The following is a 15,017-nucleotide window of genomic DNA, read 5'->3' as shown; positions in this document are numbered from 1 at the left end:
TCTATGCATGTCGTCCCATGAGGCGATCTAAAATGATGGCTGCCGCCGAACGCACCGCAAGGTGGTTGTAGTCGGTGTAGCCCTCGATCGCTTCCAGAACGTAGTCTGCTTGTGAAAATACGGTTTCTGTCAGGCCCCATCCGGTACCGAAGATGATGAGATAGGGACGAGCTTTCTTTTTTAACATGTCTCGCAGCGCGGTGAAAGAGGTCCGCTGCGCCATCGGCCGGGCTGAGGTGACGATGATCTCGGGCTTTTCGCCGCTTTCCCGTTCGATATCGATGATCACGTCGTCCAGGGTGTTGGCGATGCGGGTGAGTTCCAGGGCCTGCTTGCGGGTGACGTTGTACTGGCTGCCGTAGCCGGTCTCCCAGTGCTCGATAATTTTGAGGGCGAGCTTCTGCAGCGCCTTGGTCGGCGTCACGACATAAAAGCCGCGTACGCCGTAAGTGCGGCCGGAACGGGAAATGTCGTGGATATCCATGTTGGTGACCGCGGTGGTGACCACCTGATGATTTTTGTCGTAGACCGGATAGTGCAGCAGGGCCAAGTAGACATCGGCCTTCGGCGCTTCGCTGGCAGTCTGAGATTCGCTTGTCGGCGCAGGGTTGGCCAGCATGTCAGGCCGGCGGACGCGCGTTAGTTCGAGGCTTTTCTGTTGGCGCCATTGCTTAACCTTCTCATGATTGCCGGAGAGCAGCACCTCAGGAACTTTCATGCCGCGGAATTCTTCCGGCCGGGTGTATTGGGGATATTCGAGCAGGCCATGGCTGAAAGATTCGTCCAACGGCGATGCTTCATTGCCGAGTACACCGGGAATCAAACGGGCTACGGCGTCGATGACGATATTGGCCGCCGGTTCGCCGCCGCTGAGCGTGTAGTCGCCGATGGAGAGTTCTTCATCGACGAAAGCTTTGACGCGCTCGTCGATGCCTTCGTAGCGGCCGCAGATCAGCACAAGATTTTTTTCTAGGGCGAGACGCGCCGCTTCGGCTTGAGTGAAGACCCGTCCTTGGGGCGCCAGCAAGATGACGCGGGCGCCGGGATTCTTTGCGCGAATATCTTCGATGGCCGCCACCAGCGGCTCGGGTTTCATCACCATGCCCTGGCCGCCGCCGTAGGGATAATCGTCAGTGACGTGGTGGCGGTCGTGGGTGTAACTACGCAGGTCGACTTGATCGACCTCGATCAATTTCTTCTCGTGCGCGATTTTAAGAATGCTGTGGCCCAGGGCGGAGTCGAGCATATGCGGGAAAATGGTGATGACGGTGAATTTGACCATGGGGCGGCAGGTTGGCGCGAATTATAAATCCAGCAGGCCATCGGGTAGATCGACGATTATTTTTTGCCCTTCGAAATCGACTCTGTCGACCATCTCTTTGACCGCTGGAATCAAATGTTCTTTGTCCGCACCTTGAACCACGTAGAGATCTCCGGCAGCGGTGGTGATTGTGGCCGTAAGCTTGCCGATCCGATGACCATCCCGATCGACGACATCGAAGCCGATCACTTCGTAGTGATAATACTGACCGGGTTCGAGCTCGGGGAGCGCCGCGCTGTCGACTTCTAGTATGGCGCCGATCACCGGCTTGGTGGCGTCGATGTGATCGATGCCGCGCAATTTGACCAACAACTGGTTTTTGTGCGGCTTGCTCGATTCAATTTCGTGGATCGCTTGGCCGGTGGAAGTTTCCAGATAAATTTGCAACCCAGGCGCCAGCGTGTCGCCGTCCAGGTTGTAGGGATTGAATTTCAGCCAGCCATCGAGCCCGTGCGTGGCGACGATTTCACCGAGGGCAACTCGTTGTTCCGCCATCGGCGTGCCGCCCAGTGAATTACTTCTCCTCGACGATTTCGAGGAGAATGCGGCGATTGTCGCGGGATGACGCGGCGTTGATCAAACTGCGCATGGACTTCGCGGTGCGGCCCTGTTTGCCGATCACTCGGCCGAGATCTTCCTTGGCGACCTTGAGTTGCAAGATCGTCGCGCCGTCGTTCTCGCTTTCGCTGACCTCGACGGCGTCGGGATTGCTAACCAAGGATTGGGCTAAATATTGAACCAAGTCTTTCATCGGTTCGATCGTGTCCTAACTGGCCTTCTTTTGTTTCTTGATCAGCTGGGAGACGGTCTCCGAAGGCTTGGCGCCTTTCTTAATCCAGCTGTCGATTTTTTCTTGGTTGAGTTTCACGGCACCGACCTTGGCGCTCGGATCGTAGGTGCCGACCTGCTCGATGTAGCGGCCGTCGCGGGGAAAACGTTGATCGCTGACTACGATGCGGTAAAAGGGTTTCTTCTTGGCGCCGTGGCGGCTCATGCGAATACTTACACTCATGCTATTACTTCCTTCTTGGTTAATTGAACGGCGTGGGCATGTGGCCCATGAGCGATTTCATTCCCAGCTTGCTCACCCGTTGCATCATTTTTTTCATCTCGAGGAACTGCTTCATCACTCGGTTGATATCGTTGACCGTGGTGCCGCTGCCTTCGGCGATGCGCCGGCGCCGGCTGCCGTTCAAGAGCGCCGGATTGCGCCGCTCTTGGCGGGTCATCGAGTTGATGATCGCTTCGACGCGTTTGAGTTCTTTCTCGGCTTTTTCCGAATCGACTTGGGATGCGAGCTTTTTGCCGCCGGGAATCATTTCCAACAGGCTGCCCACCGGACCCATGCGCTTGATCTGTTGCAGCTGCAACTGAAATTCTTCCAACGTGAATTGCTGTTTTTGAAACGCCTGCTGTAACCGTTCGGCATCCTTGTGCTCGACGTTTTGCTGCACTTTGTCGATCAACGACAGCACGTCGCCCATGCCGAGAATGCGCGAGGCCAAACGATCCGGATAGAAGGGCTCGAAGGCGTCGAGCTTTTCGCCGATACCGGAAAACAGGATCGGCTTGCCGACCATCTGACGAATCGACAGTGCCGCGCCGCCGCGAGCATCGCCGTCGAGCTTGGTCAGGATGACGCCGCTCAAAGAAAGCTTACCGTCGAAACCGCGGGCTTGGTTGACGGCATCTTGGCCCGTCATCGAGTCGGCGACAAACAGGATCTGATGGGGTTGGACGGCGTCTTTGATCGACGCCAGCTCCTGCATCAGCTCTTCATCGATATGCAAACGGCCGGCGGTATCGATGAGCAGGACGTCGCAGAACTTTTTTTTGGCCTCTTCAAGGGCGCGCTGGCAAATCGTTACCGCCGACAGTTTTGGGTCGGAATCGTAAACTGGCAATCCCAGTTCGTTGCCAAGTATTTTTAACTGCTCAATGGCCGCCGGTCGATAAATATCGGCGGGCACGAGATAGGGGCTGCGCTTCTTTTCTTTTTTTAAGTAGCGCGCCAACTTCGCCAAGGTTGTGGTTTTACCGGAACCTTGCAGGCCGACCAGCATGATTACTACAGGCGGCGCGCTCTTGAGATCCAATTCACGAAAATCGCCGCCCAACAAGGTGACCAGTTCGTCGCGCACGATGCCGATGAACTGCTGCTCTGGGCTCAGGCTCTGCAGTACTTCCTGGCCCATCGCCTTGGTTTTGACCGATTCAAGAAAGGTCTTGACCACTTGCAGATGGACGTCAGCCTCAAGCAGGGCGAGGCGCACGTCGCGCAGCGCATCGTCGATGTTGGTCTCGGTAATCTTGCCCTGACCGCGCAAGCGCTTGAAGGTCAGTTCGAGTTTGTCGGTTAGCGATTCGAACATGAAAAGGTTTGCTAAATTGTTATAATTCCAGGGAAAAGTTTCAAAGCAAAATAATATGAAAGTAGCTTGGAGTCAAGGTTGAGGGAAATAAAAAAGACCCGCTACAAGCGTTGCGCGACGCTTGCAGCGGGTCTTTAGCTAACCTGACGGCTTCGTTACATCATGCCGCCCATACCGCCCATTCCACCCATGCCGCCCATTCCACCCATGCCGCCGCCTGGAGGCATGCCCGGCATCGAGGATTTGTCTTCCGGTTTATCCGCGACCATGGCTTCGGTCGTGAGCAGCATGCTCGCCACCGAAGCGGCGTTCTGCAACGCGGTGCGAACGACTTTGGCGGAGTCGATGACTCCGGCTTTCATGAGGTCTTCGTATTCTTCGGTTGCCGCGTTGAAGCCAAACGCGCCTTTGCCTTCCTTCACTTTTTGCAAAGCGATGGCGCCTTCGACGCCGGCATTGATAGCGATGCGGCGCAGCGGCTCTTCAGCGACGCGCTTGATGATGTTGACACCCCATCGTTCGTCTTCCGAGGCGCGTAGCTTCTCCAGCACCGCGGAGGCGCGCAGCAGGGCGACGCCGCCGCCGGGGACGATGCCTTCTTCCACCGCCGCGCGGGTGGCGTGGAGGGCGTCTTCGACGCGGGCTTTCTTTTCTTTCATTTCAATTTCAGTGGCTGCGCCAACGTTGATCACGGCGACGCCGCCGATCAGTTTGGCCAAACGCTCCTGAAGCTTCTCACGATCGTAATCCGACGTGGTCTCGTCGGTCTGGGCGCGGATCTGTTTGATCCGGCCTTCGAGGTCGGACTTCTTGCCGGCGCCGTCGACCAGCGTGGTGTTGTCCTTGTCTACGACGATTCTCTTGGCCCGGCCGAGATCGGCGAGCGTGATGTTGTCGAGCTTGATGCCGAGTTCTTCGGCGATCAGCTTGCCGCCGGTCAAGATGGCGATGTCTTCGAGCATCGCTTTACGGCGATCGCCAAAGCCGGGGGCCTTGACGGCGACGCAACGGAGCGTGCCGCGAATCTTGTTGACCACCAAGGTGGCCAACGCTTCGCCTTCGATGTCTTCGGCGATGATGATGAAAGGCTTGCCGGACTTGGCGATTTGCTCAAGCACGGGAAGGATATCTTTCATGTTGCTGATCTTCTTCTCGTGAATCAGCAAGTAGGCATCTTCAAGGATACATTCCATTCTCTCGGGATCGGTGACGAAGTAGGGGGAGAGATAACCGCGGTCGAACTGCATGCCTTCGACGACATTGAGGGTCGTCTCCAAGCCCTTGGCTTCCTCGACGGTGATCACGCCTTCTTTGCCGACCTTGTTCATCGCCGCGGAGATTACTTCACCGATGGTGGTATCGTTGTTCGCCGCGATCGTGCCGACTTGAGCGATCTCTTTGGGATCCTTGGTCGGCTTGGAAATATTCTTGAGCTCTTCGATGATCGCGCTGACGGCCTTATCGATGCCGCGCTTGAGGGTCATCGGGTCATGGCCAGCGGCGACCAGTTTCACGCCTTCGGCGTAAATTTGCCGGGCCAACACAGTGGCCGTGGTGGTGCCGTCACCGGCCACGTCGGAAGTCTTGCTGGCAACTTCCTTGACCATCTGGGCGCCCATGTTTTCAAACTTGTCTTCGAGTTCTACTTCTTTGGCAACGGTAACGCCGTCTTTGGTGACGGTGGGGGCGCCATAGGATTTGTCGAGCACGACATTTCTTCCTTTGGGGCCGAGGGTCACGGTCACCGCGTCGGCGAGAGTGTTCACGCCGCGCAGGATTGCGTCCCGCGCATCGCGATTGAATTTAACTATCTTAGCTCCCATTTTTTCCTCCTCAGTTTTTCTGGAATATTATTTTTCAATGATGCCGAGAATGTCTTCTTCGCGCATGATCAGGTGTTCTTCGCCGTCCATGTTGATTTCGCTGCCGGAATATTTTCCGAATAGCACACGGTCATTCACCTTGACATCGAGCGGGATGATCTTGCCGTCATCGCCAACTTTGCCTTTGCCGACCGCCACAATTTTACCCTCCTGTGGCTTCTCTTTGGCGCTGTCGGGGATGATAATACCTCCCTTGCTCTTTTCTTCTTCCTCGATGCGTTTGACGATAACCCGGTCTTGTAAAGGCCTAATTTTCACTTCCTGCCTCCTTTCAGTGTTTGACTCAACTTATTATTTTTTCTGGATTTTGCCGCGGTTACCGCTGCCTTAGAAAGGTCCCTAGATAGTCCTCGGCGCGATCAATCTAAGCACTGATTGAGCGATGTCAAGGTTTTGTCGGAAACTTTCGCTTAGTTTTAACGGCTTGGCGCAGTTGACACTGCTGGCGGTATTTATTTACGCTGCTTGCGCGACTCCTCTTCGAAATATTTTCGGTACAGCACATCCCACTCCCGGCTGCCGGCGGGGATGTAGCGCGACAGCGATTGGATTTTTTGCCGGACAATCTCGTCGAGCTGGTCTTCGCGCTGAAAATACTCTTGCAATACCCGCTTGGTTTCCGTCAGCGCGCGGCCGTCGTTGGGAAATTCGCCGAGGCCGCCCTTGCGCACGCCCTCGATCAGCAAGTGGGCGAGATGGGAGATCCGGCTCTCCGACACGCGGCTCACAGGATGAAACCTTTTTTGGCCGCCAGTTTTTGCTTCGCCAGGAGAAACATTTTGAACGGGTCCATGTCGCGTGACGCTTGGGCCACCGCCGCCAACATTTTGCGCGCCTCTTCCTCGATCGCCTCTTCCTCGGCGAAATTCTTGGCGATGGTCTCGATCAAGCGGTTTTTGATCGCCTGGTCGCTGGCTTTGGCGACCATCAGCTCTTTGCTCTTGAGGTTAGCCACCAGCACGCTGGCGATCTGTTCGAGCCGTTCCGGTTTGATCTTCATGGGCTGTGAAAAAGCTGTGGATAAGCTCTGGCGTTACGGTTAACTCTCGGTTGACAATGATCGATCCAACCCGGTTTCTTATCCGTCCGCCGCCGCGATGTCAATTCCCCGGGACTCCATGGCCGTTCTATTTGTATTCGTCTTTCTGCAAGAAATTCTTGTACATGGGAAGCTTTTTTGCCAATATAACTGTCCTAGCAAAGCCGATGAAATTGAATCGCAATAATTATCCACAGCTCGAAAAAGTCATGCTTGTCGCCCCAGCGCGATCGCCTGTGGAGAACTCCCTTGGCTGTGCATAAACCGCCACGACTTGAGCCCGGAGCGCGCATCGGCATTGTCGCACCGGCCGGCAGCGTCGAGCAGGCAGCGCTTGAGGCCGGCATCGCGGCGCTCCGTGCTGAAGGGTTTGAAGTTGAAATCGGCGCCCATGTTTTGGCCCGGGACGGCTATCTCGCCGGTGCCGCGGCCGAGCGCGCCGCGGACCTTTTGGAATTCTTTCGCCGCGGCGATATCGCCGCGATCCTGTGCGCCCGGGGCGGGTTTGGTTCGATCCAGCTGTTGCCCCATTTGAGCGCGGAGCTAGCAAAGTATCCGAAGATTTTCGCCGGCTACAGCGACATTACGATACTACTCAATTGGCTCTGTCAAAGCTGCGGCATGGTGACCTTTCACGGGCCCATGGTGGCCGACGATCTTGCCGGGGGCTTGAGTGCTGACAGTCGCGCGCAATTCTGGCCGATCTTGAGCGGCTTGCGCCGGGACTGGAGCATTGGCTTGGCCGAAACGATTCGCCCTGGACTGGCGGTTGGCGAAATGATCGGTGGCTGCCTGTCGCTTTTAGTGACGACATTGGGAACGCCCTACGAGATCGATACTCGCGGGAAGCTGCTGTTCCTCGAAGATGTCGGCGAGGCGCCGTATCGTATCGAGCGCATGCTGACCCATCTCAAGATGGCCGGTAAGCTCGATCGGCCGGCCGGCGTGGTGTTCGGTGATTTTACCAATTGCCGCGACGGCGGGCCGCGGGGAATTAAAGAAATCATCGCTGACGTATTCTATGATGCCGCCTATCCAGTGGCGACCGGCATGAGAGCCGGCCATGGCCAGGAAAATCTCACCTTGCCCTTCGGCGTCAAAATGCGTCTCGACGCAAGCGTGCCGTCGTTGGCGCTGCTCGAATCGCCCGTGCTATAAACCTAACTCCAGCCCGAGAGAAATATTCGTTTAGTTCAAGTATGAATTTCCAAGCCGTCGATAACGCCTTTCAAGAGGCCGTCACCCAGGAAGTGTTTCCCGGCGCGGTGGTGCTGGTCAGCAAAGACCAGAGCGTCATTTATGAACAGGCTTTCGGCCAGCGCTCGCTGGTGCCGGATAAGTCGCCCATGGGTATCGAGACGATTTTCGATGTCGCCTCCCTGACCAAGCCGCTGGCGACGACGGTGGCGGTCATGTTGTTGGTGCGCGAGAAGAAAATCCGCCTCGACGATCAGGTGACACGGGTATTGCCGAGCTACGGCATCTTGGGCAAAAGCGTCACCACCTTCCGCCAGCTGCTGGCCCATAGCGCCGGCTTGCCGGCCTGGAAACCTTACTTCGAAGAGATCATCAAGAATGAAAAATCGGGCCGCATCAACTTCACGGTCAGCCGGGCGGCGAAAAGTTTTGTCCTCGAACAGATTCATCTCGACAAATTGCTGAGCCCACCGGGGAGCCAATGTCTTTATAGCGATCTCGGTTTCATGATTCTCGGTGAAGTGGTGGAGACGCTCACCGGCAATAGCCTCGACCGCTTCTGCCAAGAGCGGATCTTCAAGCCGCTGGCCATGCGCGCCACCGGCTTCGTCGATTTGACGTTGCTGCGCACGCGCCGTTTGCAGCCGATTACCGATATGATCGCGCCGACGGAAAACTGTCCGTGGCGCAAAAAAGTTCTCTGCGGCGAAGTTCATGACGACAACGCCTACGCCATGGGCGGCGTCGCCGGTCACGCTGGGTTATTCACCTCGGCCCGCGACATTCACACTTTTCTGCTGCGCTTGGACCAGTGCCGGTTGGGTAAAGATAATTTTTTGCCGCAGTCGGTGGTCGAAGAATTTCTCACCAAGGATGCCGCCACGCGGCAATCGACCTTCGCCCTCGGTTGGGACACGCCGACCCCCGGCCAGTCGAGCAGCGGGAGTTTATTTTCGCCGCGCTCGGTGGGCCATTTGGGCTTTACCGGTTGTTCGATTTGGTGGGACTTGGAAAAGAATTGCCATGTCGTGCTGCTGACCAATCGGGTGCATCCGACGCGCAAGAATGAAAAGATCAAAGAGTTTCGCCCGGCGATTCACGACTTGATCATGAAAGCGCTCTTCTCATGAACGATTTGGCGCCCGGCAGTCATATTCACTTGATCGCGGTTTGCGGGGTCGGCATGGCGTCCCTCGCCGGCTTGTTGCAGTCGCGCGGTTACCGGGTTAGCGGTTCGGATCAAAATGTTTATCCGCCCATGAGCACCTACCTCGCGGATATCGGGATTGACGTGCAGAGCGGCTACCGCGCCGAACATGTGGAGCCGCGTCCCGATCTGGTGGTCATCGGCAACGCCATCTCGCGCGGCAACCCTGAAGCGGAAGCGGTGATCAGCCAGAACCTTCGGTATATTTCCTTTCCCCAAGCACTGGGTGAATTTCTGATCGGCGCGCGGACTTCCATCGTGATCGCCGGCACCCACGGCAAGACCACCACTTCGGCATTGGCGGCTTGGGTACTGACTTCCGCCGGGCTCGATCCGGGTTTTTTCGTCGGCGGCGTGCCGCTCAATTTTTCCAGCGGTTGGCGCGTCGGCGCGGGCAGCCATGTGGTCTTGGAAGGGGACGAGTACGACACCGCGTTTTTCGACAAGGGGCCGAAGTTTCTTCACTACCGGCCAAACCATGCGGTGCTCACCAGCGTCGAGTTCGATCACGCCGATATTTATCGCGATCTCGATCATGTCAAAAGCGCCTTTGCGCGGCTGATGGAAATCTTACCGGCGGCGGGCAAACTGGTGGTTTGTCGCGATTACCCCGACGCGGTCGAGGTGTCCAAGTCGGCGCGCTGTGAGTTAATCACTTACGGCGATGATGGCGACTGGACGGCGAAGGAGATTGAATTTCGCGCCGGGCGGACAATTTTTACGCCTTGCTACCGAGGCCATGGGGAAGGTTCAATGGAAGCCGGCGTGATCGGCCGGCATAACGTTAAAAATGCTTTAGCGGTCTATGCCATGGGACGGGCGCTGTCTATTCCACGGCAGAAATTGCTCGAAGGCTTTGCCACTTTCAAAGGCGTCAAGCGGCGCCAGGAAGTGCGCGGCGAGCAGCGCGGCGTGGTGGTGATCGACGACTTCGCGCATCATCCCACGGCGGTGCGCGAGACCATCGACGCGGTGCGTAGCGCTTACGCCGGACGGCGTCTGTGGGCGATCTTCGAACCGCGCAGCAACACCAGCAAACGTAACATATTCGAAAAAGAGTTCGCCGCTGCCTTGGCTCTCGCCGATCGAGTGATCGTCGCCGGGGTTTTCCAGCCGGAGAAAGTGCCGGAGGCTGAGCGGCTATCGGTGCCGCATATGGTCGGTGAAATTAACCGACTGGCCGGCGCCGAGCGCGCCGCGACGCTCGCCGGCGCTGACGATATCGCCGCCCATGTGGCTCAGGACGCGCGTTCGGGCGATGTGCTGCTGGTGATGTCGAACGGCGGCTTCGACGGCGTTCACGATAAGATCCTGCGCGCGTTAGCGGGCTAAATAGAGCCGCGAGCACTCCTCACTGCAAAAAAACTTTCCCGCTCGCGCCACCGCATCGGCTTTCGGTACATAGGTCTGACATTGGGGATCAAGGACCATCGGCTCGCCGGCGTTGCTGGCGTTCTCGCCGTGTTTTCTGGCGCCGGTGATAAAACCTTTCACCACCAAGTAAATGATGTAGAGGATGGCAAATAATAATAGCAGGCGGAGCAGTAACATCACGCTCCAGGGGCCGGAGCCAGGTTTCGCTCAGGAATGAAATAGGTGGATTTTCTTGTCGTCTTTGACATTGATCAGCAACTCGGAAATCGTCTTGCCGAGTTCCGGGTGAACGACTTGCGGCGCGATTTCGCTCAGCGGGATGAGCACGAACTTGCGGCTGGCCATCTCGGGATGGGGGATGCGCAAGGTTTTCTTTTTCACCACCGCGGAATCGTAGAGCAGGATGTCGAGGTCGATGACCCGGGCACCCCAGCGTTTTTTGATTTTTTTCCGGCCCATGCTGCGCTCGATGTTTTTAAACTGCTTGAGCAGCATGTCGGGTTTGAATTTGGTCTCGATTTCGACGGCGCCGTTGACGTACCAATCCTTGGCTTCGCCTAACGGTTCGCTCTCATAGAGCGAGGATTCCTTGAGTACTCGGGTGTCCGGTAACTTGGTTAGGCGAGTCACGGCCTCGAAGAAATTTTCTCTTTTGTTGCCGACGTTGGTACCGATGCCGATATAAACTTGATGGACAGTCGCGTTCGCCATGGTGTCGCTTTAGGAAAAGGGCTTCTAGAGCTTGACTCGTCGAATCCGTTCCGCAACCTCCCGCAGCCGTTCTTTGTCGACGCACACGGTGAAACGAACATAACCTTCGCCGGCATCGCCGAAGCCGTTGCCCGGCGTGGTGACCACGCCCGCTTCATCGAGCAATTTTGCCGTGAACTCAGCCGAGGAGAGCCCCTTGGGACAGGAAACCCAGACGTAGAATGTCGCCTTAGGCTTGTCGCATTGCAAACCGACCGCGCGCAGGCCGTCGACTAAAATATCGCGCCGTTCTTGATAAATCTTCCGGCTCGGCTCGACAATGGCATCGCCGAGTTTGAGCGCTTCGATACCGGCCTCTTGAACGGCTTGAAAAATTCCCGAGTCGAGATTGGATTTAGCCTGGGCCAAACCGCCGACTAATTCGGGGTTGCCCACCGCCATACCGATGCGCCAGCCGGTCATGTTGAAGGTCTTCGACAGCGAATGAAACTCGATGCCGACTTCGCGGGCGCCGTCGACTTCGAGAAAACTCATTGGCTTGTAGCCGTCGTAGCCCATTTCCGTGTAGGCTGCGTCGTGGCAAACGATCACGTTATTTTTGTTGGCAAAATCAATAACGCGCAAGTAAAAATCCTTATCGGCCACCGCGGCGGTCGGATTGTTGGGATAGTTGATCCACAAAAGCTTAGCCTGTTTGGCAACCTCAGCCGGGATCGATTCGAGATCGGGTAAGAATTTGTTTTCTTTGCGCAGCGGTAAAAAATAGTTTTTGCCGCCGTTAAACGCCGTACCGATGTGATAAACCGGATAGCAGGGGCTGGCGACTAAAACCAGATCGCCGGGGTCGACGAAGGCGACCGCCATGTTGCCGATACCTTCTTTGGAACCGATCAGCGAGACCACTTCTTTGGCCGGATCGAGTTTGACGTTGAACCGGCCTTTATACCAGGTGGCGACCGCCTCGCGAAACTCGCTCATGCCGGAGCTGTTGGGATAGCGGTGGTTGGTCGGTTTGCTGGCGCCTTCCAAGAGCTTTTCCACGACGCTGGCCGGGGTAGGAATATCCGGGTCGCCGATACCCAAATCGATCAAATCGACGCCGCGTGACATCGCTTCGCGCTTGCGCCGGTCGATTTCCGCGAACAGATACGGGGGCAACTCGTTAATCCTGCGGGCCTTTTTAATCGTGATCGGCAATTCCGTCAATCCTCCATGTAAAATCGCACCGGTTGTACCTGGTTTTTTTGATTTTGACAACTGGTTTGAAAGTTTGCATGGTGAAACGCAGCTAGAATCTTGGCACAGCTATGTACTTAATTATTGATGGTTACAACTTGCTTGGCGCCGAACAGGGACTGCAAGGGGCGTTGGAGCACAAACGTAACTGGCTAATCCAGCAGTTGTCCCAGTATCAAAGCCGCAAACAGTTCGATGTCGTGGTTGTTTTCGACGGCTGGCGCACCGGCTCGGCGTCGGAGGCCAATGCCAAACAGGCGGGCGTGGTGGTGATCTATTCGCGACTGGGTGAAAAGGCCGATCAGGTGGTCATCCGTATCGCTCGTGAAAAAGGCAGCGGCGCGGTGGTGGTCAGCTCGGATCGGGAGATTCGTAGCGCCGTGGAACGATTCGGCGCCGTGGCGATTTACGCCGACGAGTTCAATCAGATTTTGCGCAGCCTCGACGTCGATTACTTCGACGATGACAACGGCGAGGTTGATACCAATTCCGCTAAACGTGGCAATCCTAATCGGCTCTCGAAAGTGGATCGCCGCCGTGTCGATAAGCTGCGAAAGTTAAGACTTTGAATCAGCCGAGTGAATCGGTTGCGGCAAAATTCACAGCTTGGCGACTAAGGCGTGGGCCCGGTGACTTGGTTGAGTATGCCGCTACGAAACAACAGGACCGCGCCGTCTGGATAGAACCAGCGCTCGTCTTGAGTTTTTAACTGCGCACGGGTTTTCATCAAACTGCTGGGTCGGGTGATCCGTCTGGGTTGTCCCATGATCTGTATAACTTCGGCACTGGTCAGGCCCGGTTGCGGCTGATTTTTAATGGCGGCATCTTTGAGCGTCGCCGGCCATGGCTGAGCTTTGATCCAGGCGACGCGCTGCTTCTCTTCCGCCGCCTTTTGTTCGGTGTTTACTTTTTGCTGCGCCAAGGGATCGCTGTGGACGATGGTCAGATTCAATTCTTCGTGAAACCGTTCCGGTCGCAGGTAGCCGGTTTTTCCCGATGCGAATTTGACTTGGTAATAAAGCGTCTTGCCCTGCTTGCCGGCGATGTCGGTGATTTCAAATGATTGGTTATCTGTCGGGCGGAAGGTCGGTGCGCCGGGATTCGGCTCGGTGAGAAATTCCGCCGCGCCGCCGTTGGGCGCGTGGATCCAAAATTCGCCGCCGATGCGTTGCTCGAGCGCTTCCAATTGCTTCGCCGTATAATGGCTAGTGGCAGGCGCACTTCTGACGAGTCCAAATTCTAATAAGCCGGCAATGACGAGTGTGAAAATTCTACGCATGACGATTGAAGTGAGTTTAGCACCAAGCGATTGCTTCGCAAGAACTGGAGATTATGAAAGGCAAAAAGGTTGGAGCGAAAAAAAAGGGGCCGTGATGGCCCCTAGATTTTTCTTTTGGTTGCGGGGCCGGGATTTGAACCCGGGACCTCAAGGTTATGAGCCTTGCGAGCTACCAGACTGCTCCACCCCGCGATAACGAGTGATCTTTGTACCTTGCGCTTTTCACGGAGTCAAGGTAGGGAAGCGCCATGGCTGAAAAATTTCGCAATCCTTTACTCACCGTCGACATCATCATCGAGATCGACGGCGGCATTGTCCTAATCGAACGAAAAAATATTCCCCACGGTTGGGCGATTCCCGGCGGTTTTGTCGATTACGGCGAGAGCATCGAGAGCGCCGCGGCGCGTGAAGCCGAGGAAGAGACTTCATTGAAAGTAAAGTTAGTCGAGCAGTTTTATACGTATTCCGATCCGCGCCGCGACGCGCGCCATCACACGGTGTCGACGGTCTTCATCGCCACGGCTAATGGAATTCCGCGCGGCGCGGACGATGCCAAGGCGGCGAGGATTTTTTGCCAAGGTGAGTTGCCTGAGCCGATCGTCTTCGATCACGAACAAATCTTGCGCGACTATTTCGAGTTCAAGAAAACCGGCCAGCGGCCAAAGCCGTAGACTCTCGCATAGTCGCCGGCGAAATGGGCGATTACCGTCGCTTGTCAGAGCGCCGGTGACTCCAGTAGGGTGACGAAAATTTGGGCTGAATGATTCCCGCGATTAGAAGTTATGCGCCGAGTGCCTGGGCGCGGAACCTTTGAATGAGATGGATGGTTCGGAGTTGGGTATTGTGTTGATCGGTGTTCTTAAATTGACGACGGAGGTGGTTAATGGCAAAGAAATTCGAGACGTGAGAATCTAAGCGCGACAGCGAACCTTCAACGCCAGCTGGGGGAGAGGTGATCAGTACAACTTACCTTCAATGATTGAAACCCAATTACAAAACATCGAAAAACTCGAGGCCGACCTCTGGGATGCGGCGGACAATCTCCGCGCCAATTCCAAGCTGACCGCTGTGAATACTGCATGCCGGTGCTCGGCGTCATCTTCCTGCGCCACGCCACGAACCGCTACAACGATGCACTGAACGAGATCAAAGCCGAGCAAGTCACTGGCAAAATGCCGAAGCGATCGCTGACCGCTGCGGACTTCAAGAAACGGCGGGCGCTGATGCTGCCAAATGAAGCCCGCTACGATACGTGTCGTGGCAACGTCAATATGTCATGTTAACAGCAACGCGATTATGTCAGGGTAGTGCGTTGGGTTGAGGTCGTAAGTTAGAAACCTGGCCATAGCGGAACCCCACCTTGTTGGAGTTGGTTCGATATAGGCCAAGTGTGTGCGT

At 56.1% G+C, this 15,017-nt stretch carries 19 protein-coding genes and 1 tRNA gene; 6 read left to right on the top strand and 14 right to left on the bottom strand.

The genetic code is table 11. The features are described from left to right. Position 1: 1 nt before the first annotated feature. The 9 genes from trmD to EXR70_14545 form a co-directional block, all read right to left on the bottom strand. Positions 2–1,282, bottom strand: a complete 1,281-nt coding sequence (gene trmD, locus EXR70_14585) for a tRNA (guanosine(37)-N1)-methyltransferase TrmD (GenBank protein MSP39712.1) — start codon at positions 1,280–1,282, stop codon at positions 2–4. A gap of 21 nt (positions 1,283–1,303) precedes the next feature. Beyond that, positions 1,304–1,816, bottom strand: a complete 513-nt coding sequence (rimM, locus tag EXR70_14580; GenBank protein MSP39711.1) for a 16S rRNA processing protein RimM — start codon at positions 1,814–1,816, stop codon at positions 1,304–1,306. 19 nt (positions 1,817–1,835) lie between these two features. Beyond that, a complete protein-coding gene (locus tag EXR70_14575; GenBank protein MSP39710.1) occupies positions 1,836–2,072 on the bottom strand; it encodes a KH domain-containing protein in 237 nt (78 codons plus the stop codon). A 15-nt stretch (positions 2,073–2,087) separates the two neighbouring features. Further along, positions 2,088–2,333: a 30S ribosomal protein S16 gene (locus EXR70_14570; GenBank protein MSP39709.1), complete on the bottom strand. Its 246-nt coding sequence runs from the start codon at positions 2,331–2,333 to the stop codon at positions 2,088–2,090. A gap of 19 nt (positions 2,334–2,352) precedes the next feature. Beyond that, complete coding sequence (locus EXR70_14565) at positions 2,353–3,693, bottom strand: signal recognition particle protein (protein MSP39708.1); 1,341 nt, start codon at positions 3,691–3,693, stop codon at positions 2,353–2,355. 155 nt (positions 3,694–3,848) lie between these two features. Next, positions 3,849–5,516 carry a chaperonin GroEL gene (gene groL, locus EXR70_14560; GenBank protein ID MSP39707.1) on the bottom strand — a complete coding sequence of 556 codons (1,668 nt, stop codon included), beginning with the start codon at positions 5,514–5,516 and terminating at the stop codon, positions 3,849–3,851. A gap of 27 nt (positions 5,517–5,543) precedes the next feature. Beyond that, entirely contained in the window at positions 5,544–5,834 is a 291-nt protein-coding gene (locus EXR70_14555) for a co-chaperone GroES (GenBank protein ID MSP39706.1), read from the bottom strand. A 194-nt stretch (positions 5,835–6,028) separates the two neighbouring features. Continuing rightward, positions 6,029–6,304 carry a DUF507 family protein gene (locus EXR70_14550; GenBank protein ID MSP39705.1) on the bottom strand — a complete coding sequence of 92 codons (276 nt, stop codon included), beginning with the start codon at positions 6,302–6,304 and terminating at the stop codon, positions 6,029–6,031. Next, entirely contained in the window at positions 6,301–6,576 is a 276-nt protein-coding gene (locus EXR70_14545; protein MSP39704.1) for a DUF507 family protein, read from the bottom strand. The genes EXR70_14550 and EXR70_14545 overlap by 4 nt, the downstream gene beginning before the upstream one ends. A 216-nt stretch (positions 6,577–6,792) precedes the next feature. On the opposite strand from EXR70_14545, the gene EXR70_14540 reads away from it, so the two are divergent. The 3 genes from EXR70_14540 to mpl are packed head-to-tail and all read left to right on the top strand — an operon-like array spanning position 6,793 to position 10,351. Continuing rightward, positions 6,793–7,773, top strand: a complete 981-nt coding sequence (locus EXR70_14540; GenBank protein ID MSP39703.1) for an LD-carboxypeptidase — start codon at positions 6,793–6,795, stop codon at positions 7,771–7,773. Positions 7,774–7,814: 41 nt separating this feature from the next. Beyond that, positions 7,815–8,942 carry a class A beta-lactamase-related serine hydrolase gene (locus EXR70_14535; GenBank protein MSP39702.1) on the top strand — a complete coding sequence of 376 codons (1,128 nt, stop codon included), beginning with the start codon at positions 7,815–7,817 and terminating at the stop codon, positions 8,940–8,942. Next, positions 8,939–10,351 carry a UDP-N-acetylmuramate:L-alanyl-gamma-D-glutamyl-meso-diaminopimelate ligase gene (mpl, locus tag EXR70_14530; GenBank protein MSP39701.1) on the top strand — a complete coding sequence of 471 codons (1,413 nt, stop codon included), beginning with the start codon at positions 8,939–8,941 and terminating at the stop codon, positions 10,349–10,351. The genes EXR70_14535 and mpl overlap by 4 nt, the downstream gene beginning before the upstream one ends. Here the strand turns inward: mpl and EXR70_14525 are convergent. From EXR70_14525 to EXR70_14515, 3 genes are read right to left on the bottom strand one after another with little or no spacing between them, the layout of a single operon-like run. Further along, a complete protein-coding gene (locus tag EXR70_14525) occupies positions 10,340–10,570 on the bottom strand; it encodes a hypothetical protein (protein MSP39700.1) in 231 nt (76 codons plus the stop codon). The two genes, mpl and EXR70_14525, sit on opposite strands and share 12 nt — an antisense overlap. A 30-nt stretch (positions 10,571–10,600) precedes the next feature. Next, a complete protein-coding gene (gene folK, locus EXR70_14520; GenBank protein ID MSP39699.1) occupies positions 10,601–11,104 on the bottom strand; it encodes a 2-amino-4-hydroxy-6-hydroxymethyldihydropteridine diphosphokinase in 504 nt (167 codons plus the stop codon). Positions 11,105–11,128: 24 nt separating this feature from the next. Continuing rightward, on the bottom strand, positions 11,129–12,295 hold the full coding sequence (locus EXR70_14515; GenBank protein ID MSP39698.1) for an LL-diaminopimelate aminotransferase: 1,167 nt from the start codon (positions 12,293–12,295) through the stop codon (positions 11,129–11,131). Positions 12,296–12,411: 116 nt separating this feature from the next. Between EXR70_14515 and EXR70_14510 the strand changes: the two genes are divergently transcribed. Next, positions 12,412–12,909, top strand: coding sequence for a hypothetical protein (locus EXR70_14510; protein ID MSP39697.1), 498 nt, complete (start codon positions 12,412–12,414; stop codon positions 12,907–12,909). Between the two features lie 44 nt (positions 12,910–12,953). Here the strand turns inward: EXR70_14510 and EXR70_14505 are convergent, their stop codons facing one another. Further along, positions 12,954–13,526: a hypothetical protein gene (locus EXR70_14505; protein MSP39696.1), complete on the bottom strand. Its 573-nt coding sequence runs from the start codon at positions 13,524–13,526 to the stop codon at positions 12,954–12,956. Between the two features lie 208 nt (positions 13,527–13,734). Continuing rightward, positions 13,735–13,811, bottom strand: a tRNA-Met gene (locus EXR70_14500). Positions 13,812–13,867: 56 nt separating this feature from the next. Here EXR70_14500 and EXR70_14495 point away from each other — a divergent pair. Further along, positions 13,868–14,290 (top strand): NUDIX hydrolase, encoded by a 423-nt coding sequence (locus EXR70_14495; protein MSP39695.1) that lies wholly within the window; start codon positions 13,868–13,870, stop codon positions 14,288–14,290. 408 nt (positions 14,291–14,698) lie between these two features. After that, positions 14,699–14,902 carry a hypothetical protein gene (locus EXR70_14490; protein MSP39694.1) on the top strand — a complete coding sequence of 68 codons (204 nt, stop codon included), beginning with the start codon at positions 14,699–14,701 and terminating at the stop codon, positions 14,900–14,902. Positions 14,903–15,017 lie beyond the last annotated feature (115 nt).

The organism is Deltaproteobacteria bacterium (assembly GCA_009692615.1).
GTDB lineage: Bacteria > Desulfobacterota > Binatia > UBA9968 > UBA9968 > DP-20.
Note: the sequence above shows the minus strand (reverse complement) of the source record. Positions and strands in the feature narration are given on the sequence as shown.